Source organism: Alteromonas gracilis (assembly GCF_002993325.1).
Classification (GTDB): Bacteria; Pseudomonadota; Gammaproteobacteria; order Enterobacterales; family Alteromonadaceae; genus Alteromonas; species Alteromonas gracilis.
Genome location: NZ_PVNO01000028.1, coordinates 94,005 through 116,190 on the forward strand (window position 1 = coordinate 94,005; position 22,186 = coordinate 116,190).

Annotated in this window: 15 protein-coding genes and 1 riboswitch; of the genes, 9 read left to right on the forward strand and 6 right to left on the reverse strand. The window is 44.7% G+C overall.

The features are described 5' to 3' along the window. Positions 1-145 precede the first annotated feature (145 nt). Both C6Y39_RS15345 and C6Y39_RS15350 read left to right on the forward strand, forming a co-directional pair. The gene (locus tag C6Y39_RS15345) at positions 146-1,819 is read left to right on the forward strand and encodes a Na/Pi cotransporter family protein (protein WP_105932117.1); all 1,674 of its coding nucleotides are present in this window, start codon (positions 146-148) and stop codon (positions 1,817-1,819) included. A gap of 1 nt (position 1,820) precedes the next feature. Then, positions 1,821-3,236, forward strand: a complete 1,416-nt coding sequence (locus C6Y39_RS15350) for an MBL fold metallo-hydrolase RNA specificity domain-containing protein (RefSeq protein WP_105932118.1) — start codon at positions 1,821-1,823, stop codon at positions 3,234-3,236. Between the two features lie 27 nt (positions 3,237-3,263). Here the strand turns inward: C6Y39_RS15350 and C6Y39_RS15355 are convergent, their stop codons facing one another. Beyond that, a complete protein-coding gene (locus C6Y39_RS15355; RefSeq protein ID WP_105932119.1) occupies positions 3,264-3,821 on the reverse strand; it encodes a YceB family lipoprotein in 558 nt (185 codons plus the stop codon). Positions 3,822-4,169: 348 nt separating this feature from the next. Beyond that, a riboswitch (yybP-ykoY riboswitch) is annotated at positions 4,170-4,340 on the forward strand. A 9-nt stretch (positions 4,341-4,349) separates the two neighbouring features. Here C6Y39_RS15355 and C6Y39_RS15360 point away from each other — a divergent pair. Both C6Y39_RS15360 and C6Y39_RS15365 read left to right on the forward strand, forming a co-directional pair. Further along, on the forward strand, positions 4,350-4,907 hold the full coding sequence (locus tag C6Y39_RS15360; protein WP_105932120.1) for a manganese efflux pump MntP: 558 nt from the start codon (positions 4,350-4,352) through the stop codon (positions 4,905-4,907). A 397-nt stretch (positions 4,908-5,304) separates the two neighbouring features. Beyond that, the gene (locus tag C6Y39_RS15365) at positions 5,305-8,460 is read left to right on the forward strand and encodes a WD40/YVTN/BNR-like repeat-containing protein (protein ID WP_105932121.1); all 3,156 of its coding nucleotides are present in this window, start codon (positions 5,305-5,307) and stop codon (positions 8,458-8,460) included. A 148-nt stretch (positions 8,461-8,608) separates the two neighbouring features. On the opposite strand, the gene C6Y39_RS15370 is transcribed toward C6Y39_RS15365, so the two are convergent. Next, the gene (locus C6Y39_RS15370) at positions 8,609-10,732 is read right to left on the reverse strand and encodes a TonB-dependent siderophore receptor (RefSeq protein ID WP_105932122.1); all 2,124 of its coding nucleotides are present in this window, start codon (positions 10,730-10,732) and stop codon (positions 8,609-8,611) included. Between the two features lie 312 nt (positions 10,733-11,044). Here C6Y39_RS15370 and C6Y39_RS15375 point away from each other — a divergent pair, with 312 nt between their 5' ends. Then, on the forward strand, positions 11,045-12,919 hold the full coding sequence (locus C6Y39_RS15375; RefSeq protein WP_105932123.1) for a TonB-dependent receptor plug domain-containing protein: 1,875 nt from the start codon (positions 11,045-11,047) through the stop codon (positions 12,917-12,919). A gap of 76 nt (positions 12,920-12,995) precedes the next feature. Further along, entirely contained in the window at positions 12,996-13,478 is a 483-nt protein-coding gene (locus tag C6Y39_RS15380) for a DUF6314 family protein (RefSeq protein ID WP_240618915.1), read from the forward strand. A gap of 18 nt (positions 13,479-13,496) precedes the next feature. On the opposite strand, the gene C6Y39_RS15385 is transcribed toward C6Y39_RS15380, so the two are convergent. The 3 genes from C6Y39_RS15385 to C6Y39_RS15395 all read right to left on the reverse strand — a co-directional run bounded on the left by C6Y39_RS15385 (position 13,497) and on the right by C6Y39_RS15395 (position 15,598). After that, a complete protein-coding gene (locus C6Y39_RS15385; RefSeq protein WP_105932124.1) occupies positions 13,497-14,357 on the reverse strand; it encodes a DMT family transporter in 861 nt (286 codons plus the stop codon). A 93-nt stretch (positions 14,358-14,450) separates the two neighbouring features. Continuing rightward, positions 14,451-14,666 (reverse strand): hypothetical protein, encoded by a 216-nt coding sequence (locus C6Y39_RS15390; protein WP_240618916.1) that lies wholly within the window; start codon positions 14,664-14,666, stop codon positions 14,451-14,453. A 62-nt stretch (positions 14,667-14,728) separates the two neighbouring features. After that, on the reverse strand, positions 14,729-15,598 hold the full coding sequence (locus tag C6Y39_RS15395; RefSeq protein WP_167390673.1) for a LysR family transcriptional regulator: 870 nt from the start codon (positions 15,596-15,598) through the stop codon (positions 14,729-14,731). 150 nt (positions 15,599-15,748) lie between these two features. Between C6Y39_RS15395 and C6Y39_RS15400 the strand changes: the two genes are divergently transcribed. Then, positions 15,749-16,465 carry a hypothetical protein gene (locus C6Y39_RS15400; protein ID WP_146128612.1) on the forward strand — a complete coding sequence of 239 codons (717 nt, stop codon included), beginning with the start codon at positions 15,749-15,751 and terminating at the stop codon, positions 16,463-16,465. A 52-nt stretch (positions 16,466-16,517) separates the two neighbouring features. Here the strand turns inward: C6Y39_RS15400 and C6Y39_RS15405 are convergent, their stop codons facing one another. Further along, entirely contained in the window at positions 16,518-17,687 is a 1,170-nt protein-coding gene (locus C6Y39_RS15405; RefSeq protein ID WP_105932128.1) for an AI-2E family transporter, read from the reverse strand. Positions 17,688-18,016: 329 nt separating this feature from the next. Between C6Y39_RS15405 and C6Y39_RS15410 the strand changes: the two genes are divergently transcribed. Beyond that, positions 18,017-20,854: a PAS domain S-box protein gene (locus tag C6Y39_RS15410; RefSeq protein WP_105932129.1), complete on the forward strand. Its 2,838-nt coding sequence runs from the start codon at positions 18,017-18,019 to the stop codon at positions 20,852-20,854. A gap of 154 nt (positions 20,855-21,008) precedes the next feature. Next, positions 21,009-22,097: a Gfo/Idh/MocA family protein gene (locus C6Y39_RS15415; RefSeq protein WP_105932130.1), complete on the forward strand. Its 1,089-nt coding sequence runs from the start codon at positions 21,009-21,011 to the stop codon at positions 22,095-22,097. Positions 22,098-22,186 lie beyond the last annotated feature (89 nt).

Below are 22,186 nucleotides of genomic sequence, written 5' to 3' on the forward strand. Positions count from 1 at the left end.
AGAACAAACAATGAGATTTACGCACATTGTACTCTTATCTGTACTTTTATGAAGGCATGTAGCGCCAACCGCAGCTTTTATTCATTGGTGAAATGCTCAGAAAGAACCAACGGTCGGCAATGAATAAAGGAAAGAGGGGAGGCAGATGGAAAGTGTTTTACTAGTGGGAAGCATAATTGGTGGGTTAGGTCTGTTTTTACTTGCCATTGGTATGATGACCGACGGGCTTAAGCTGGCAGCAGGTAATTCACTGCGCACCTTGCTCGCCAAATGGAGTCGTACGCCATTTAGAGGCGTTGTGTCGGGTGCGGCAATGACCGCTTTGGTGCAGTCCTCAAGTGCAGTCACCGTGGCATCTTTAGGCTTTGTTAACGCCGGTTTACTGAGTATGCGCCATGCCTTAGGTATAGTTTACGGCGCCAACATCGGCACCACCATGACAGGCTGGCTTGTCGCAATGGTAGGCTTTAAATTAAATATTCAGGCCGTTGCTTTGCCTATGATAGGCGTCGGCATGATCCTGAAGTTATTAAAACCCAATAGCCGTTTAGCGTCATTTGGTATCGCCATCGCCGGCTTTGGTCTTTTCTTTGTGGGGATAGACAGTTTAAAAACAGCCTTTGAAGGAATAGTGAGTACCTTTGATCTCAGTCAGTTTAAAGCTGAAGGCGTTGAAGGTTTTCTTATGTACCTTGTTATTGGCTTTGTAATGACGGTACTAACCCAGTCATCTAGTGCATCTATCGCGCTTACAATTACTGCGGCAACCTCAGGCATGGTGGGTATTTATGCCGCCGGCGCAATGGTTATTGGTGCAAATATAGGTACGACTTCTACCGCAATGTTTGCGTCAATTGGCGCTACCTCTAGCGCGAAACGCGTTGCCGCTGCACAAGTTGTGTTTAACGTGGCGACCGCCGTTGTGGCTGCGCTTATTTTACCGCTGTTGTTTGGGCTAATCCATTGGATAACGGAGGTTGCAGAAATAGACGCTAACCCGGGAATCACCTTAGCTATTTTCCATACGCTGTTTAATTTATTGGGCGTGGCACTTATCTTTCCATTGAATGACGGGCTTGCAAGCTTTCTTGAGCAGCGCTTTGTGTCGCTTGAAGAAGAGGCCTCAAAACCTAAGCATTTGGACAAAAATATTGCTCAAACCCCTGACTTGGCAGTAAACGCGCTCATCTTAGAATTGTTGTCAGTATCTGACCGCTTTCTACACGTTTATCCCAAACTATTTTCTCAACAAAGCAATGAAATAACTGCTGTAGAGAAAGGCATTCATGGTGTTGAGGCCCTATGCCAACGCATATCCCAATTTATAGTAGAAGTAGAGCGTGCAGCTTTGAGTGAAGATACCACAAAAGCATTAGCCTCACTCATGCGAGTAGAGCACTACATGCTTTCTAGCGCGCAAAAGACACTCGCTATTTCTGCAGTAATCAAGCGTCGAGATATCCTGAGTAAGCCTGAGCTAGAAGGTCAACTGCTTAACTATTTATCGGTAATCAATGAGTTCATGCGTATGGTGCGCTGGAGGCAATTTGATAGCAGTGATGCATTAAGCCTTCAGTTTGATTTACTCGACAAAGAGCACCACAAACTTAAATCAGCACTCGTGATGGGGGCAACACGAGGTGACATTGCTGTTGCCCAAATGGCCGATGCCGCTGAATGCATGGAGTACCTACTGCAAATTGCACAAATGTGGATCAAAGTCTTTGTGCGTATTCAACAAGTTGAAGACAGTATAACAACAGCAAATCTAATACACGGCGACAGTCAGAATAACTCGAAAACAATTGAAGGAGCCTGATATGGCATCACTTACTTTTTTAGGCGCAGTGGAAGGTGTAACCGGGTCTATGCATTTACTGAAAACTGAACATAGTACCTTGTTGTTAGATTGCGGCTTATACCAAGGCAGACGTGATGAAGAGGCGAAGAATCATAAACCCTTGCCAGTGGATGTCAGTCAACTTGATGCGGTTATTCTGTCACACGCCCACTTAGACCATTCTGGACGATTACCTATATTGTTGAGAGAGGGCTATGGCGGGCCTATTTATATGACACGACCAACAGCTGACCTAATTGAAGTGTTGCTAAAAGATGCTGCTTCTTTGCAGGAACGGGATGCTGAGTGGGAAAACAAGCGGCGGCAACGTTCGGGCAAACCGCTCATTGAGCCTTTGTATCGGCAAGAGGAAGTGGACGGTGTGATGAAACTATGCATACCAACACGCTACCACACCAAACGTAAAATCACGCAAGACGTGGAAATTAACTTCGCTGATGCTGGACACATTCTTGGATCAGCAATAGTGGAAATATTCATTACTGAAAATGGTCAGACTAAAAAGCTGGTTTTTTCTGGCGATCTTGGTAATTCACAGGCTGCGTTACTCCGCGACCCAGACATAGTTACCGATGCTGATATCGTGCTTTTAGAGTCGACCTATGGCGATCGCAACCACCGTTCAATGAAGGAAACGCTGGATGAGTTTGAAAGCGTAATTTTACAGGCCAGCGAGAACGGCGGAAACATTCTCATCCCGTCATTTGCGGTAGGACGAACCCAAGAAATCATTTTTCGCTTAGGTGAGCTTTACCAACAGGGTAAATTGCGTCATCAAAAAGTATTTCTAGATAGCCCGATGGCAATCGCGGTCACCGAAATTTATCACCGTTACCAAGGTGTTTATAACGAAGAGGATTTAGACGCTATTGAAGACAGTGCTGAGCGCGCTCACAGCCACAGCCAAAGCTTACACTCCTTACTGCCCATTCTGAGTTACACCACATCAACCGAAGAGTCTATCTCGCTTAACAAAGTCGTTAGTGGTGCCATTATTATTGCTGGTAGTGGCATGTGTAACGGAGGAAGAATTCGACATCACCTAAAGCAGAATTTATGGCGCAAACAATCTCACGTGGTATTCGTGGGCTTTCAAGCAATGGGGACGCCGGGACGAAAAATTATCGACGGGGCTACGCATATCAAAATGGCTGGCGAGGACATTATAGTTCGCGCCCAAATTCATACGCTAGGCGGGTTCTCAGCACACGCAAGTCAAGAGCAGCTTATCGGCTGGCTATCGCATTTTACAAAGCCACCTAAGGTTTACTTAGTTCACGGTGAGGACGGCGCTAAACATGTGTTGCAAAGCGCCATAAGAGAAAAAGGATGGAATGTTACTATTCCACAACTAAACGACACAATAAGCTTTTAACCGGTTTGAAAATAACAGCCATCGTGTTTATTGCTTCGGTCGAAGTGCAAGTTGGCCTTGTTCAACGGTTAGCTGTAAAGGCACGGTTGAAAGCATGCTTACCGCTTTGTTTGTAGGGTCTAAGCGATAAACCGGGTTCGATGCTAAATAGCCATTGATTAGCTGCATAAATTCGCCGCTTACCGGTGTCAAGTTACCCTTAAAGCCGCCTGCATCAATGGCGCTATCAAGGAGTGATAATGAGCGCACAAATATCGCTTTTTCTTCGCTATCATAGTAAGGCGTGCCTTCTAATGAAAGACTCACCTTGGCGGGATAGTTCAACCCAAATGCGCTAACACGGGCCGTGGCGATAGCGCCTAGCTGCACCACGTCTCTGCCATCAGGGCCTATGGTTGCTGTCATATCTTCCACGTCTAAATAAAGCGGAATACCAGCAAGTGAGGTCTTCTTTTGTAGCTTACTCACTTGGCTATCAAGTACTTGCTCTAATTCGGCGTTAGAAACGGTATAAACCGCCAGTTGAGATAGCGTCGCGCAGCCTGCAAGAAGGGTGGCGAAGGCAACAGAAAGTAGAATTCTCATAAAAGGTCTCTTTTAGCGATAAATTGTTGAATTACACAGCTAGAGCCTTGAATACTCATGCTGCAACAACGAAGTGCTTGTATTGTACGGGCTCAGGTAAGGAATAAACAATGAAATTGTTAAACCGCTAAGATAGCGGCTTATTCGGGGAATCCATGAGTAGGAGAGAGGAACAAAACTTAACGCTTAAAAAATACTGGGTTGCCAACACTTAATAAAATTGAGTTTATGACCACTGGTGGAATATGTGTAATCGAGAGAGGGTGAGCATGCCGTCATTTATATCTCAAGTTGGGCAGTTTGTCGCAATCAACTTGATTAGTTTTTAGCGACTGTAATACCGTGGCGACCTCGGTTGGGGAGTAGCCTGTTTCCGTTTCAAATGGAAAAGTTTGTATCAACATAATTGGTCACATTACCATGGTACAAACACCTCTTGGTTGGCGAGACCATCGATAAGTCCACGCTTAAAGGTCAGGCGTGTGGATTTGTCGTGGACTCAATTAGCCTGGCCGGAGTTCTAAAACTATGAGTATCTTCGCTCTTATCTTGCTAGCCTTTGCTATGTCAACAGATGCGTTTGCCGCCGCGATTGGCAAAGGTGTCAAAATCAACCGCCCTCATTTAAGTTTTGCCATTAAAATTGGCCTTTTGTTCGGACTCATAGAGGCAACAACCCCGTTTATAGGCTGGTTCATTGGTCGCGCAGCGTCTTCATACGTTGAAGCATGGGATCATTGGATTGCGCTAATCATTCTTTCTGGTTTAGGTATTCATATGGTACTCGAGAGCCTGAAACCTGCCGAAGAAGAGTCAACGTCTCAAAAACAATCCTTTATTTTGTTGTGTATTACGGCGTTAGGCACAAGCATCGACGCAATGGCAGTAGGTGCAAGTCTTGCGCTAATTGAGGTAAATATTGCTATTGCTGCGACGTTAATTGGAATAGCCACTTTTTCGATGGTAACTATTGGCATTATGTTGGGCAGTGTTATGGGAACATTGATAGGTAAACGAGCAGAGACATTTGGTGGCATTATGCTTGTTTCGGTTGGTATTTGGATCTTCGCGAGTCACACACTCTAGGGCGTGTTGATCTTTGTTGTCCACTTTTTCAGCAGTTTGTGTGTCATTAAAGACAGTCGCTTATCTTCAAGTTGTGATTGTAGAAATTTCTTGTGCGGTATTTAATCGCTAATGCGTAATTACTGAAGTGTTAAATTTCATAGGCTTGTTGAGAACGTTATGTTCAGGGGTAATCGGCGCTCTCGTTTTGAGACAGCCTGTTGCCCCGTTCCATCAACGGTGATTATTTTCTAACTGCGCCATCATAAAGAAAACTGCATTGAATATTTCGTCGATATCGTCAGCGCTTTAAACGATTGACGAACACGTCCTACAAAAACTTTTGCCATAACGCTTCTAACAAAGCAGTATAAGAAGCTCTTCTTATTAAAAATAAAAACACGACAAGGCACTTTCTATGGTTTCACAGAGACTGGTTTCTGGGAAAATAGTGGCTGCGCTAGCTCTTTGCATGAGCGCACTTTCTAGTTTCTCGTATTCTGCATTCGCACTTGAAGACACGGTTAACCCTGAGCTTTTCGATAAAATGGAGTATCGCTTTATTGGGCCTTATCGCGGTGGGCGCTCGGTGGCGGTTACTGGGGTTGAAGGTAATACCAACCTTTACTTTATGGGTACTGCAGGTGGCGGTGTTTGGAAAACCGAAAACGCGGGTTTATCCTGGGAAGCCATATCCGATAAAACATTTAAGGTAGGCAGCATAGGTTCTATCGCCGTTGCGCCTTCAGACCCTAACGTTATTTACGTAGGTACGGGTGAAGGCCCTATTCGAGGTGTAACGACCAGTCACGGTAAAGGTGTTTATAAATCTACAGACGGCGGTGAAACCTGGAAACTGATGGGTTTAGACAAACGTGGTCAAATTCCTAAAATTCGCATACATCCCACTAACCCTGATATAGCTTGGGCAGCGGTACAAGGTAATATTTGGGGGCCGAATGAAGAGCGGGGCATTTTTAAAACGACGGATGGCGGTGAAACATGGCAGCATGTGTTGAAAGTGAATGCCGATACTGGCGCTGCCGACTTAGCTATCGACCCCACTAACCCAAGAATTCTTTATGCCAGCATGTGGCATCACGGCAGAACGCCCTGGTTTATTAAGTCAGGCGGTGAGGGTGGCGGCCTTTATAAGTCAACTGATGGAGGCGAAAGCTGGGACAAGCTAGAAAAAGGGTTACCCAAGCTTATTGGAAAGGTGGGTGTTGATATCGCCCCGTCTAACCCAAAGCGTCTTTACGCCATTATCGAGGCTGATGAGGGTGGCCTATATCGCAGTGATGACGCAGGTAAGTCGTGGTCGTTAATGAACGGCGATAATATTCTTAAAGCCCGCGCGTGGTACTACAACCACATCAAGGTAGACCCTAACGACGAAAATACCCTTTATGTGATGAATGTGCAGCTGCATAAATCCATTGATGGCGGCAAAACCTTCGAAATTAAATCACTGCCCCACGGCGATACCCACGATATGTGGATAAACCCGGAAAACAGCTTAAATATGATCAACGCTAACGACGGTGGCGCAACCGTTACCTTCGATGGTGGTGAATCGTGGTCAAGCATTTACAACCAGCCGACGGCGCAGTTTTACCGCGTTATTACCGACAATTTAACCCCTTACTATGTTTATGGCGGGCAGCAAGATAACTCGACCATGGCTACACCCTCTGAGACGTGGGGCGACGGTATGGGAATAGAAGATCAGTTTTCTGTTGGCGGCGGCGAGAGTGCGCATATTGCGTTTAACCCAGACGATCCAACCCTTATTTACGCCACTACCATCAATGGCACGCTAACAGAGTATAACCGCGACACTGGGCTTACGCGCCCCATCATGCCATACCCTGAGTACGTGTTTGGCAGAAACGCACGGGATCAAAAGTACCGTACCAACTGGAATGCTCCAGTGATAGTGTCAAAGCATGATCCTGACACCGTGTACTATGGCACGCAGATGATCTTAAAAACCACCGACCGGGGTGTGAATTGGCAAGAAATCAGCCCAGACTTAACCCGTAACGAGCCTGAAAAGCAGGGGCTAAACGGCGGGCCGATCACCAACGAGCAAGCTGGAGCTGAATACTACAATACGGTTTTCTATATAGCAGAATCAGCGGTTAACAAAGGTGAACTCTGGGTGGGGGCCGATGACGGCAAGCTACATATTACCCGCGATGAGGGTAAAAACTGGAAAGATATTACCCCTCACAAAAAAGAAGCGCAGGTAAATGCCATTGAACTTAGCCCTCATGCAGAAGGCAGAGCTTACGTTGCGGTAGCAGGCTATAAGTTAAATGACTACACACCTTACATCTACAAAACCGACAACTTTGGCAAGCGCTGGAAGCGTATTGATGAAGGGCTACCAGAGGACGCCTTTGTCCGCGTAGTACGCGAAGATACAGAGCGCGAAGGTATGTTGTTCGCGGGTACAGAGAGCGGTATGTTTATCAGCTTCGACGACGGTAAACACTGGCAAGAGCTGGACTTAAACCTTCCGCCTGTGGCGATTACCGATATGCAGGTGAAAGGCGATGACTTAGTTGTTGCAACCCAAGGCCGAGGCTTTTGGATTTTGGATGACATTAGCCCGCTACGTGAAGTACATGAGTCGCTAGATAATGAAGCGCTGTTCCAGTTTGAACCTATTGATGGCATTCGCTTGCTATCTGGCGGCGGCATGACCGACCAGCCTCAAGCGAAGAATCCACCACGGGGCGCGACCTTCCGGTACTATTTGAAGGATGAATTAGAAGAAGAGCAAACGCTTCGCATTGATATATTTAATGAAGACAATGAGTTGGTTCGTACATTATCCTCAGCTCCGAGTGCATTTGAGAAGTGCGCTAAAGGTAATGAGGATGTTCGCAGCCCTATCAAATTTAAACATCCGGCAACAAAGGCGGGTTATAACGAATTTGTATGGGACCTTCGACGTGAGCCGTTGAACTGCATCGAGAATGTAAAACTGTTTGGCGGCTGGAATGGCGCCCGTGTTATGCCTGGAGACTACAAAGCGAAAATTACAGTAGGTGAACAGGCGCAAACCCGCGCGTTTAAAGTGCTTCCAGACCCAAGGGAAGAAGCAGATAAAGCGCAGCTACAAGTGGTTGAAAAGAGCATTCAGGCTACAGAAACCTTACTGAATGATTTGTTTGCTCACCTGCAAAAAGCCCGTGATGTGCGCGCGCAGTTAAGTGATGTTTCTGAAGATAACGTCATGCTGGCAAGCGATGTGTCGGCTTCAATCGAGCGCATTGTTAGTGCCATCGACGACTGGGAAGCTTTGGTTATTCAGCCTAAACATCAAACCTTTGAAGACGACATCAACTGGCCGAATATGCTAGACAGACAAGTGCGTTTCTTGATGGATAACTTCGACAGAACCGGCGCGCCTGCACAAGCTGGTGCACTAAAACGGTTAGAAGACTTAGAGGAAAAGTGGCAGCAATATAAAGTGCAGCTAGAAACCTTGTTTGGTGAAGAAGTGAAACCCTTGAACGAAAAGCTCTCGAAGCAACGCGCGTTTGATTTAGAGAGTTTATAACAAGGCAAACAACCCTTACACTTGCTGGAGTTATAAAATTAAAAAGCCGGAAGCGATGAAAACGCTTCCGGCTTTTATTTTTGGTATTAAACGCGCTTCTAGCGCACTTGGAAAAACTTACCGAAACAGAGGTTTTCGAAACTAAATACTAAAACTGATACTTGACGCTTACAGTATAGTTAGTCGGAGACCCTGGCATCGTCCAAAGCTGGTGGTATGAGTTTTCAAAGTAGTCTCTGTCGAACAGATTGTTCACGTCAAATCTCAAATAAAGCTTATCGCTAATATTCACAGACCCTGCTAAGTTCACAAGCGTGTAAGACGGCAAAATGAATGTTGGATCGGTGGTTTGCCCTAAGCGATCCCCCACGTAACGCATGGTCACACCAAAGAACGCTTCTTTTTCAAATATGCTGGTGAAATGGTTAAGCGAGATATACCCCGAATGCTTGGCAATATTGATTAATCGCGACCCTTTAGGAATAGGCACGCCCCAATCCAAGTTATTCACTTCGTTCGCGGTTTTAGCATCTACGTACGCGTACGCCATATCAAGGCGAATGTCTGAAGTAAGGTCAGTCGTTAACTGAAATTCTACCCCTTGGCTTTCAACTTCACCGAGCGTAGCTGAAAAGCCAGTGTTAGGTTCAGCGGTAAGCATGTTGGTCTTTTCAGCATCAAAAATAGCGACGCTACCAGAAAACATATCAGCAATGTTTTCCCACTTAGCACCTACCTCAAAAGAGGTGGTTTCTTCTGGGTCAAAAGCGTTGCGGTCTGAATCAAGTCCGGGATTAGGTCTGAAACCTTCTGCATAGCTCGTGTATAGACTCACAGCGTCATTGATTTCATACACAAAACCGAAACGTGGCGTCACTTCCGTTTGGTCTTGTTTTTGCCCTTCATTGCTTAACTTATTGAAAATGTCTTGCTCGAACTTGTCCACACGAAAGCCAACTAAAAGTTTGGTGGCGTCGGTAAGTTCAATAACATCTTGTGCGTAAAAACCTAACCCTTTTTGCTTTTCAGCCGTGAGTGTAGTGGGCGTAACATCAGGTCTGAAAATGGTGTAGTCTGGATTTTCAGGGTCGATGCTATACGTGGTATCACCTGCACCCCACGCAGTGCGCCAACGACCATAGTCTGTATCAATATGGTAATTGTAATAGTCCAAACCAAATAAGACGTTGTTTACGAAGCCTGCCACGTCTACTACGCCACTTAATTCAAAGCGTAGCGATAAGTCTTGCGCTTGATAGTCGCGGGTTCTACGTTGCCTTGAAAGTATAGATGGGTCGGTATACAAAAGCTGACGGCCTTCCGATAGCTCGGTATCTGAAGACTGCCCTTCAAACGAGGAGTCTCTATAGGCGAAGCCACTGAGTAAATGCCAGTTGTGATTCAACTCGTGATTTAACACTAGCTGATGTCCAAAGGCTTTAACTTCATGGGCACCGTCTCTGATATCACCGTAAAAGTCTTCCGCGTTTGCTGCGTCAAAGTCGTTATTCAATATGAACACACCGCGATCAAGTGGTTTCTCTTGGTCTAAGATTTCCATCTGATAGCTTAAGCTAGTGTGATCAGAAATATTCCAGATAAATGAAGGGTTAAGGTTCAAATTCTTGAAAAATACGTTATCGCGATAAGTATCGGAGTCCTCGTATGAACCGTTAACACGATACGCCATGTCTGAATTAATGCCGTTGGTGTAATCGAACTCTACCTGCTTTTTATCAAAATTATCTACCGTGCCTTGAATGTAGCCTTGCTCTTCAAACTGAGGTTTTTTGGTAATCACATTAATGGTACCGCCAGGCTCTCCCTGACCATATAAGGCCGAGCCTGGACCCTTCATTACTTCAATAGTTTGAACGTTAACGGTACTTCTATTACCGCTGTAGCCACGCACATTAAAGCCGTTTATTAAATACCCCGTCGGATTGTTTTCATCGCCAGAAAAGCCACGAATAGCAAAGCTATCGAACATACCGCCTGAGTTGTTTTGTCTAACAATAGTTGGCGCAAAGTCCAGAGCATCGATGAAGCGCGTGATCCCCTCATTCGCTAACGTATCAGCAGTAATGCGGTCGATTGCTTGGGGCGTGTCGATAAGCGGTACGTTCCCGCGATAGGGCTGAAAGTGTCTTTTGACTTCAATGTGCTCTAGATCATCGTGAGCATCTTGAAGGGAACTTTTATTACTTTGCGCAGCGGCACTTACCGATATTGCAATTAAGGAAAATATAAACGGTGTTTTAATGTTAAGCATAAGAAAGTTTGACGAGTTTTCAACAGGTTTTGTAGAGGGTTTAAATGTTATGTTATCTCATTTCTCTTGGCAAGGTAATTTACCGTTGGAGACTGGTCTAAACTCAGTGAAGTAACATTTTCCTAGGCTCACATATGCTATACACTTCGCGTCCTTATTTAGGCGATAAGCCAACACTTAACAATAAATTACAATACGCTATATAAATCGACTTAAGAAAAGTCAGTTTCGGTGATAGCACCTGTGAGACATCTGTACATATCAGGTGTTTGGAAAAGGTTCAGCTTTACCGAATAGGAGCTAGGACACTTAATGTTTCATAAAACACTTTCTTTATTTTTATCTGCGCTTCCTTTATCAGTTTTAGCAGCGGAAAACGCAGACGTTATTTCGACAGTAACCGCGGAAGCAAACGTTGAAAAAATTACGATTGAAGGGGCGGCGACTGCTAACGATAAGCCAGTAGGTACGTTTAACTCGCCAATTTCAAATTTGGAGTACGATCCGCGGGTCGATTTGCAGTCAAGGAATATGGCAGAGGCCCAAGCTGACGTCACCATTCGTGGCGGTATATTTGAAAATACGGGCTTTCGAGTGGGAAGCGCGACGCTTATCGACCCACAAACGGGGCACTATTTCGCTGAAATTCCTATTGCACCAGAAATGTTGACGAAGCCGAGTATTTTCACTGGTGTTGATAACGCGCTTTACGGCGTTAATAGTTCTGTTGGTACGGTCTCCTTCGGTTGGAAACCTATTCAAAAAGGTGGCAGCGTATCAATAGGTGCAGGTAATAATTATTTTAATTTGCAGCGTGTTCATGGCGCTTCAACTATGCTCCTTGAAAGCTATCCTGCTTGGTCTGTGGGGATTGAAGGGGAATATTCACGCTCAGAAAGTGATGGCACCATCGCCAATGGCGATCACCAGTTTGAGCGTATGTCTGGTCGTGTTCAGTTAGCAAGCGAGCGCTCGCAAACCGACTTATTTTATGGCTTCCAACAAAAGTTCTTTGGTTGGCCCAATTTGTATACGCCATTCAACGTAAATGAAACGGAAGACATTGAAACCCGTTTGGTCATGCTAAATCATAGACAGGGATATGGTGAAAAGGGCATGGAAAATACCGTCGAGGTTTCTGCCTACTACAGAGAAAACGACGACCATTATGTATTTTCTCGAGAAAACCCGGAAGCGTTTCAGGCGTTTCACGAAACCGAAGTGAAGTCGCTCGCTCTTTCTGGTACTCACAATCTATCGCAAGATTTTGGTATCAACTACTCAGCTCAATTTACTGCAGACGACATTAAATCAACCACGTTAGAAAACAATTTCACCTCTCGAGATTACTATAAAGTGAGTGTGGTGCCCGAGTATCGAGCTAAGCTGAACAGCAATGAATCGCTCACCATTCGTTTAGGTGGGGCGTTTGACGATACCAACCGCGACGACGACCGACTGTCTGTTGTGGGCGATATTAGTTGGCTAACCCAACTTGATCGTCATGCATCTCGAACCTTCTATGTTTCATATGCGGAAGCGACGCAAGTGGCGGGTTATACGGCAATTGGCGGAAGCACCACAAGCGGCTTGTTCAGAAGCAATAATCAGCTTAAGCGAGAAGTGAGTAAAAACTTAGAAATTGGCGCCTCGTTTGATGATCAATCGTGGAAATTCGATACTGCGCTTTTTTATCGCTGGGATAATGAACTTACCGATTGGACTTATAGTTTTGATTCAACATCAGCACGTAGCGCCAACCCCGTTGATATAGAGACGCTAGGTGTTGAGTTTATTGCGATTAAGCGCTTTGATAATGCTGATGTGGTTGCCAGTTATACTTATTTAGATAAGTCGGAAGACTATGGAATTGATGGTGTGGATGCGAGTTTTTACGCGCTCAACTATCCGCCACATCGCGCAACCCTCGGGTTGGTGTGGTTTGCAACTGACACGGTTGAAGTTCGCATTGACAACGAATGGAGAAAACAGGAAACCAATGCGCTTAGAAACGGCAGTGACTCTGCGTTCTTTTCGCATGCCACCCTTACCTATTCACCGGCTCAGATTGAAGGGTTAAACCTAGTATTGGCCGTGGATAATTTATGGAATGAGCGCTTTGAAGAAATTCCCGGTACGCCAGGTCGTGGAGAACAGTATTCTGCGACCTTGACCTATTTTTGGTAGTTTGAGGTGAAGTGCTTCGCGTTAGCGATTAGCTATCGCTAGGCGCTTCACGCTTTATTTAAACAAGGTATGTGTGATGCCCGACTTTCACGAATCGCCCGAAACTGAAGTGCCTATTGAATCAACCTCTTCAGGCGGCCCTTTTGACCTTAAATATTTCGCTGGAGAATGGCGTTTGCACCGAAAGATTATCCAGCAAAACGGCGATACTTTCTCCTTTATTGGAAAGGCTGCTTTGCGTTGGGATTCAGAATGGGAGAAACCCACGCTGAATTATCACGAGCAAGGTGAAGTAACCTCGCCAAATGGAAACATTATGTCTGCCGAGCGCCGCTACTTTTGGCAACAGTCCCAGCGTGGAGCCTTTGATGTTTTGTTTGATGATAAGCGGTATTTTCATAGCTTCAGCATAAGTAATCCTAACGCACATCACCTTTGTGGTGACGACCATTATGTAGTGCACTATCGCTTTGAAACGTGGCCATTATGGTGCGTTACGTGGCAGGTCAAAGGACCAAGAAAAGACTACACTATGGTTAGCGAATATAGTCCTCTATAATCTGCGCTGTGCCGTGATTTATGACTGCTGCTTCTTGCTGTACTGGTGAGACATCCAAAGAGCAAAGGCGATGATAGCACCGCCAAGAAACAGACGGGAAAAATCAGTATCTTTTTGCCAAAGCAGCAAATTAACCACAAGCCCTGCCGGAATAAGGGCGTTATTCATGATAGCTAACGTGCCCCCAGACACTTTCAGGGCGCCTTGATTCCAAAAATAATAGCCAAGCCCTGATGCCACCACACCTAACCACAACAATACACCCCATTGTTCGCCGTTTTGTGGCAATTTGTCATTATTACCGAAGAAAAAGAAAGCGGGCAGTGCGACAGCTAGTGCACCTAAGTAAAACCAGGCAAACACATTGTGGTTAGAAACCGATGCTTGAAACGTTGAGGTCAACTTTTTATAACCCACCTGGCCCAAAGCGAAACATAGGTTAGCACCCTGTACGATGGCAAAACCTAACCAAAAGTTGTCGCTAATGCCGTTAAACCGAATAATAGCAGCACCTGCAGTGGCAATAAGGGCACATAGCAAATAAAACGGGTTGAAACGCTTAAACATGGCGTCGTTTAAAATAGCGACATAAAGGGGTGTGAATATAGTAAAAAGCAACACTTCTGGAACAGATAAATGCAAAAAGGAATGATAGAAAAAGATATACATCAGCCCTAGTTGCACGGCCCCTAACATTGCCAGTATCGCTTTTTGCTTAGTACTTAAAAGTGACGGCTTTAGAAAAGGAAGAAAAACGGCAAAGGCAAGCGCGACGCGAGTTAATACTGCGAAGTAGCTATCAACTGCACCTGCTAAAAACTCACCAATGAGTGAAAATGAAAATGCCCATAAGACTGTAACTGCGACAAGATATAGCACGCGTTTCTCTTTTTCTAACTAAGACGCGCGCTAAGGTATTGCAATGGGCACTGTTAATCAACTAAAGGTTGTTTTAACGCTCACAGAAAATCATTAGTGAACCGCGCTAGATATAGTAGGAGCGGGTGGTGATTTTACTTTTTTCTCTTCTTTAAATTCACCGGCTTCTTCAACAAGCGCTGTCATTGCGTCAATGATATCTAGGAAGCTTGCTAATTGATCTGGCGTAAGACCGTGAGATAAGTTCTCGATTTTATTAATAAGTTGCTTAGTAGGTAGGCGCATAGTGTCAAAATTTTGTTGTTTCACTGAATGTTGACCATAGCTGTTTCAAATTTCTTGCCACAATAAACGTCACATTGAAACTTCCTTTAACTACTACCCTCAACGAGCGCTTTTTTAGCCATTAAAGCCTCGGTTAAAAACTGCATCAGTAACTTCACTTTGGGTTGCTCATACAAGTCAGGGTGAGTGAGCAACCAAATATCGTATTGCAATACGGGAGTACTTCCCGGTAATCGCACCAAGTCGGGGTGTGGATCGCCCATGAAACAGGCCGTTCTTCCCATGCCAACGCCGTTCAAAATAGCGTGGTAACGAGAAATAATGTCGTCTATCGCTATTCCAATAGACACTTCTGGATAGGGCGACTGCGCTAGCCATTGTGGCCAAACTTCATTCTCTAACGGCGCAATCCAACGCCAGTCTTTACGAGGTGTGTTTCTGCAGTAATCTTTGTGTGCATAAAAGCACAAGCCCAACTGGTACAGTCGCCTTCCAATTAAGTGTTCGGGTAACTTAGGTGCTCCGCGTATTACGACATCCGCTTCGCCTTTGTCCAAGTCGGCGAATTGTGTTGAGCTTTTTACTTTTAAATTAATAGACGGGTAAAGTCGAGTGAACTCGCCGAGTTCTCTAGCTAATAAAAACTGCGACATCGGCTCTCCCAGTGAGAGCGTTATTGAGCCTGCGAGCTTTTCATTACTTGCGCAGTAAAGTCGTTCTGACTCGCGAATAACACTTTCAACCTGCATAGCGGTGGCGACAAGCTGCTCGCCAAAAGGGGTAGCGCGGTACCCGCCTGGAATACGCTCGAAAATACTGGCGCTATATTGTTTTTCCAGTAAAGCCAGGCGTCTTGCCACTGTAGTATGGGTAGTACCCATCGCAACAGCAGTGGCTCTTAGGGTACTTGACCTATGTAGTGCAAGAATTAATGCGTAGTCGTTCCAATCTTTCATGGAACGATAATGCACCATTGTGAGCAAAAAACAAACCGTGTTTTGAGTAGCATCAATTGCTAATGTAACGGTAAAGCTACAAAGTCAATTATTAACGAGAGAGTCTGTATGTTGCATAAATCCATTTTATTCAGAGTGTTAAGGTTTTTTATGTTGGGCGTTTTAGTTACTTCCCTTTTTACATTGCCCGCTCTCGCAAATGCGAAAGATGAAATGTTGTCGGTGCATTTTAATCCAGGTGCTGTGATGCAGCTTATTGCACCGGTAACTGAAGCTGAAAAGCGTCCGCTGCGTGACAAATATTTTGAATTAGGGGCTAAAACTGCCCGAGAGCACGGGTATACGCAAAATGGTGTACTTGTTGTCGAAAAAACGCTGATGGGACGGTTCAGTCCTAATGTTTTTGTTGTGAGCCAGTGGTCTTCGCTAAAAGCCCAAAAGTCGTTTCAAGCGTTACCACTATTTAACGATGTGAAGTCGCTAAGAAGGGAAGCTTGGGAAGCACTGAAGTTGTTCGATTATGAGGTTTTAAAGCCAACTACACTTTCATTTTCAACTAACAAGATATATTCAGTTTCATTGGCTTGGGTGAACCCTAAAGCACCCAACGACTATTATAATTTTATCGACAGCTTTTCGGAAAAAGCGCAAGCGTTAGGCGGTAAAGTAGTATCTACAACTCAAGATATATCACTAAGTGATCATAATCCCTATGCTGTAGCGCCACAGCAGATTGTGATTTTAGAGTGGAATAGCGCGAATGATATTGAGGCAGTTCTTGCGTCATCAGAATATATAGCGCAGCTCGAAAAGCTTAAAAACGGCACAGTAGAATTTGAGCTGCATACAGTGCGCCCAAGAATTTAGCGTCAAAGGCGTGAGAATGTTTCAAAACCTTGAACGAGTAGAAATTAAGCGACTATTTTGATTCAATAAGCCTTATCCAATGGTTAAAAACACCTAGATTTTCCAAAATAATTTTTACACACATTAGAATAGGTACAGCAAGCAAGACACCGATCACGCCCCATAGCCAGCCTGTTATGGCTATCCAAATTATAATAATCAGTGGATTCAACTGCATACTTCTACCCAAAACGGCGGGTGTGATTAATTGCGACTCAACAATATTCAACGCCAGAAAAATGCCGGACGGCAAGAAAGCACTACTCGTAAGACCAAATTGGACAAGGCCTACTACTAACAACACAAGGCAGCTAGCGATGCCGCCTAAATAAGGTACAAAGTTCATGAGCGCGACTAATGCTCCCCACAGCAACGCATCTTCGATACCAATGTAGAAAAATACTGCTGCTGTAGCTAAACCCAAGCAGGTGTTAATAATACTGATGGTAACAATATAAGAGGAAAGCTCGTGTTGAATTTGACCAACTAGAACTAACGCGCGCCTTTTATCGGTGACAATAGGAAAGTCTCTAATAAAAACGTGAAATAGACTGGGCCCGAACACTAATAAGAAAAATATGAGCACAAAGCACGCGAGAATTTGTGCGACCATCAATGGTGCATTGCTAAAAAGCGTTAGGCCCATATCTATGCCATTTTGCTTAATTTTATCGGTTACCGAGTTTGCATTATCAGCTTTTGGTGGGGGCTCGGGTGGTTGTTCATCCTCGCTAAACCAGCTAAAGAATGACCCTTTTTTATCTTCAGGTTCAGTCTCGACTGGGGGCTCAGTGGTATAGCCATCTATATGGTTACTAATTTCTTCAATTTCTTCAGTTATTTCCGTTGCTATCTTGGGGAGAGATTGCATCCAACGTTCGGCAGGCTCGGCTAGCTCCAGAGCTAAAAAGGTAAAAGGGGCGACGAGTATTGCAATGAGAATAGCTGCTGAAATGGTTGGGGGCACAAAGAATTTCTTAGCAAAAGCCACGAGAGGACTGAGTAATAATGCTACAAATGCAGAGAAACAAAGAGGAATAAGTAAGGACTTGGCAAGATAAAGTGTGTAGATGATAGCAAAAATAACAAGGGTATTGAGCAACCTTGTTTGTTGGGCTATTTTGGGAAAAGAGCCAGAGTACTTCTTGTTCCGTTTAGTTTGCGTAGAGCCAGCGTTATCCATGTCTTAGCCTCTGCAGAGAAATATTATTGCGTGTATTTCTTTGAAATTAGGGTGTTAATATTACGAAAATTTCATCATTAAAGTTCATAAACAATACGGTTTCTCATTTAGTTCAACCATCCCTTCACGCACTTACCTTTCCCTCGCCGACTTTTCCCGTTTTTTGCGTGTAAATAGCAACGCATACATTAGCGTTTAAAACACTGTCTTTATTAGAGTTCGTAAATCTGTCGGCCTTTGTCACAATAGTAAAGTGACAGTGGTCAAAATGTTAGCCATGAGGGGTTTTATACTTTAGTATAGTTTTTTCCTTATAATTTGAGAGCGCTATGCCAGAGCCAACGTCAGAGGCTGTATCTTCTTTCACCAATGACACTCCATTCCAAGCTCTCGTAGAGAACATCACTGATGCTGTTATCCTAACTGATACTAAAGGGCACATCATTTACGTGAACGATAAAGCACGTGCTATCTGTGGCCTTCATGAGTCAAATAATGTCGATGATTCAGTATTCAGTTTGTTTCCCGATGAAAAATCGGCACACATTATTCAGCAGTTCGAACAAGTTCTTAAATATGAAAAAAGCACGCCATTAGAAATTCGTTTGGGTGTAGAGCACTCCTGGTTCAAACTCACAATGTTTCCTGTTATGGAGAATTTTGTAGGGTTTTCGTTTCATGATTTTTCGATGAAACGAAGACTACAAATTATTTCCAACTCTCAGCGAGATGCTATGAGGCTGGCGTTATCAGGCGCGAATTTAGAGAATATATTGGCTGTATTGGTGAGCGCCGTGGAAAAGACCATCGACTTTCAGGGCGTTTGTGGTATCTCATTAGTTTCAGAGGATGAGTTGTCGCTTGTTTGTGCTGCCGCGCCTTCAATGCCAAGCAAAACACGGCAGTATTTTGATAAATTAGCCATTGATGAATTATCGCCCTTGGGTAAATGCTGTCAAACTCGTGATGTGGTCTGTGTCGATGTCACCGAACAATCTGAATTTCATGATTTTTGTCGTTCTACTCAAGAGTTAGGGCTGCAATGGTTTTGGTGTCGGCCCATTTTATCTGCTGAAAGTCGCACTGTTTTAGGGACTTTTTGTTTATTCCATCATGAGCGTTTTACGCCCTTGCCTGATGATATCGATATGATTAACGCGCTCTCTAAAACCGCCGCAATTATTATTGAGCGTAACAACGAAAACCGTGCTCGACGTGAGGCGGAATCGGCGTTATTGAAAAATGTCGAATCATTCAATAAACAGCGAAGGCTGTATGAAACGGCCTTGTCTAACACACCAGATTTGCTCTATATCTTCGATCTTGAAGGGCGCTTTACGTACGCAAACAACGCCTTGCTGCAAATGTGGGGCATGACGTGGGATGAAGCTATTGGAAAAAACTGCTTGGAATTAGGCTATGAACCTTGGCATGCCGACATGCACATGCGAGAGATTCGACAGGTCATTGAAACTAAACAATCTATTCGTAGCGACGTTCCATTTGACGGTACCAATGGTCGACGTATATACGATTACATTTTCGTTCCTGTTATTGGTGAAGACGGAAATGTTGAAGCCATCGCAGGTTCAACAAGAGATATAACAGAGCGTAAGCAAGCCGAAGAAATGGTAAAGCGTGCTGAATCTCGAAGGCGCTTGGCGCTAGAGGCTTCGCATAGCTTCGGTATTTGGGATTGGGACATTAAGCAAAATATCTTCACAGCAGATGAACGTTTGGGGGAGTTATTTAATCTTACCAGCGATGAGGCAGAGCACGGTGTAGCGATTGAAGTACCCAGTCAGTACATCCACCCAGATGATTTAGACGCGAATAAAGCGGCCATTCAAGAAAGCATCGACAATGGCACGCCCTATAACCAGGAATACCGTATTTTACAAAAAGACGGCACTATTCGGTGGGCTTCTTTTAGAGGTCAGGTAATTTATGACAGTGCTGGGGAACCCGAGCGCTTTCCAGGTGTGGGGGTCGACACGACACGCGAACGCAATGCGATAGAAGCGCTTCAAGAAGCTGACCGCAGAAAAGATGAATTCCTTGCTACGCTAGCCCACGAGCTGCGTAATCCATTGGCGCCCATCCGAAATGCGCTAGAGATTTTACAGTCTCAAGATTATAGCCAGGCGCAAAAATGTGAGGCTTTCGGGAGGGTTGAGCGCCAAGTAACCCAGATGACAAGGTTAGTTGATGATCTCATGGACGTGTCGCGTATTACCCGAGGCAAAATTAGAATTCATCGCGAGCCCGTGAATTTATGTGAAATATTGGGCACGGCGATAGAAACGATTCAACCTTTAATTGATGAAAAGCGGCATACGTTATCAGTGGAGAAAGTCACCGTTCCTATTTGGGTTAACGGTGATCTCATCCGGTTGTCGCAGATTTTTTCAAATATAATCAATAATGCTGCTAAGTACACGCCATCCGGTGGAAAAATTGATGTTCAAATTAATTCGTCGAACAACAGGGTAAATATCGTTGTTAATGATAATGGTGAAGGTATCCCCACCGATAAATTAGACTCAGTTTTTGATATGTTTACTCAAATTGACGGTGCTCTTGAACGCTCTCAGGGCGGCCTAGGCATAGGTCTTACCTTGGTTAAAAAGCTTACCGAAATGCACAGTGGAAGTGTGCGCGTGCACAGTGATGGTGTGGGGAAAGGCACGTCGCTCTCGGTCACATTACCTGTGCTAGAAGATGTGCCGAAAACGGCAAGTAAACCGGAAAAGAGCAACAATGTTGTGGGTATTACCTCTGAAAAGCTTAAGATTTTAATTGCAGATGACAACCAAGATGCGGCTATTACTATGGGTTGGATCTTGGAGGCAAAAGGCTGTCTTGTACAGGTTGTGGAGGACGGACCATCAGCACTAGAGGCGGTGCAGACATTCATACCTGATTTAGTCATGTTAGATATTGGCATGCCTGGAATGAATGGCTACGATTTATGTAAATTGCTTCGTGAAAATAGCGCGTTAGCCAACGCCATCTTCGTTGCGCAAACAGGGTGGGGACAGCCATCGCACATTCAGCGCTCGAAAGAAGTTGGATTTAATCATCATCTGGTAAAACCTTTAGATTTAAACGACCTTGAACCAATTATTGCGCAAGCATGGCAGGTGAAAATATCCTCAAAGCATTAACGCCTTAAGTTTTTAGTAATGGTGCTGCGCCAAATTCGTCTGTGTAGCCATTGGTTCTCTAAGTCCATTTTTTTAGTTGATGGGGGTGATCTTTGAACACCAGAATGACACTACTAACACTAAACATGGATTAATGTCTTAAAGGAGAGTGCTGATGTCTTACATCACTCGTCGTCGTTTTCTTCAAATAGCTGGCTCAGGTTTACTCGTTGCGAACAGCGCGCATTTACTAGCTCAGCCATCAAAAAAGAAACTAGGCGTGGCGTTATTAGGCTTAGGCAATTACAGCACGAATTTACTTGCACCGGCATTACAACATACCAAGCATTGCGAGTTACGGGGCATCATCACCGGGACCGAGAGTAAAATTCCTCAGTGGCAAAAAAATCACAGCATTAAAGGCCGTAACGTATACACCTATAGCAATATGGATGATATTGCTAACAACGACGATATTGATGTTATTTATGTAGTTACGCCCACCGGAACGCATAAAGATTTTGCGGTTCGCGCTGCGAACACGGGTAAGCATGTATGGTGTGAAAAACCAATGGCTATGGATAGCGAAGAGTGCCAAGCCATTATTAATGCCTGTGATAAAAGCGGCGTGACGTTGTCTATTGGTTATCGTATGCAGCACGAACCTAACACTCGCACCTTCCATCAATATTTAGCTTCCAAGCCTTACGGTGAAATAACTGCCGTATCGAGTTTCGCAGGCTATGCAGGGCAGGGAAGAGCACCTGACAATTGGCGAATGAAAAAGCACATGGGTGGCGGTGCACTCTATGATATGGGCGTTTATGCGATAAATGGCGCACGTTTTTTAACAGGCCGCGAGCCAGTAGCGGTAACCGGCAGTCATCCCCCACAACGTTTTCCAGAGAAGTTTACCGAAGTTGATGAAACTACCTTATTTACCATGGACTTTGGCGACGGGCTTGTGGCGGATTGCGGCACCAGCGTAGTGAAAGGATTCAACCATTTCAAAGCTGACTGTGAAGATGGTTGGTATCAGCTCAAGCCTATGCAAAGCTACAACGGTGTAGCGGGCACAACGTCAGATGGAAAAACACTGCATCCTATCAGCGGCATGCAGCAAACCCTTCAAATGGATAACGATGCGTTAGCCATATTAACTGGCCGAGAGCCTCTAGTGACCGGCAGCGAAGGACTGGCCGATATTCGTATTGTGAACGCCATATTCGAAGCGGCAAAAACGGGCAGGCGGGTGAGCCTGTAGTTTTTACGGATCATGAATAGGCCTTTAATGCTCACTTATGAACGCTCATACAAATGAACATACTTAGGTGTTTGTTCTGTCACCTTGGT

What these genes read in the sequence shown, in the direction of transcription:
- C6Y39_RS15400 (WP_146128612.1), top strand. Translation starts at nt 15,749, where the DNA reads ATGTTGGGCGTTTTAGTTACTTCCCTTTTTACATTGCCCGCTCTCGCA.
- C6Y39_RS15405 (WP_105932128.1), bottom strand. Translation starts at nt 17,687, where the DNA reads ATGGATAACGCTGGCTCTACGCAAACTAAACGGAACAAGAAGTACTCT.
- C6Y39_RS15380 (WP_240618915.1), top strand. Translation starts at nt 12,996, where the DNA reads ATGCCCGACTTTCACGAATCGCCCGAAACTGAAGTGCCTATTGAATCA.
- C6Y39_RS15415 (WP_105932130.1), top strand. Translation starts at nt 21,009, where the DNA reads ATGTCTTACATCACTCGTCGTCGTTTTCTTCAAATAGCTGGCTCAGGT.
- C6Y39_RS15410 (WP_105932129.1), top strand. Translation starts at nt 18,017, where the DNA reads ATGCCAGAGCCAACGTCAGAGGCTGTATCTTCTTTCACCAATGACACT.
- C6Y39_RS15360 (WP_105932120.1), top strand. Translation starts at nt 4,350, where the DNA reads ATGAGTATCTTCGCTCTTATCTTGCTAGCCTTTGCTATGTCAACAGAT.
- C6Y39_RS15350 (WP_105932118.1), top strand. Translation starts at nt 1,821, where the DNA reads ATGGCATCACTTACTTTTTTAGGCGCAGTGGAAGGTGTAACCGGGTCT.
- C6Y39_RS15365 (WP_105932121.1), top strand. Translation starts at nt 5,305, where the DNA reads ATGGTTTCACAGAGACTGGTTTCTGGGAAAATAGTGGCTGCGCTAGCT.
- C6Y39_RS15345 (WP_105932117.1), top strand. Translation starts at nt 146, where the DNA reads ATGGAAAGTGTTTTACTAGTGGGAAGCATAATTGGTGGGTTAGGTCTG.
- C6Y39_RS15370 (WP_105932122.1), bottom strand. Translation starts at nt 10,732, where the DNA reads ATGCTTAACATTAAAACACCGTTTATATTTTCCTTAATTGCAATATCG.
- C6Y39_RS15395 (WP_167390673.1), bottom strand. Translation starts at nt 15,598, where the DNA reads ATGAAAGATTGGAACGACTACGCATTAATTCTTGCACTACATAGGTCA.
- C6Y39_RS15355 (WP_105932119.1), bottom strand. Translation starts at nt 3,821, where the DNA reads ATGAGAATTCTACTTTCTGTTGCCTTCGCCACCCTTCTTGCAGGCTGC.
- C6Y39_RS15375 (WP_105932123.1), top strand. Translation starts at nt 11,045, where the DNA reads ATGTTTCATAAAACACTTTCTTTATTTTTATCTGCGCTTCCTTTATCA.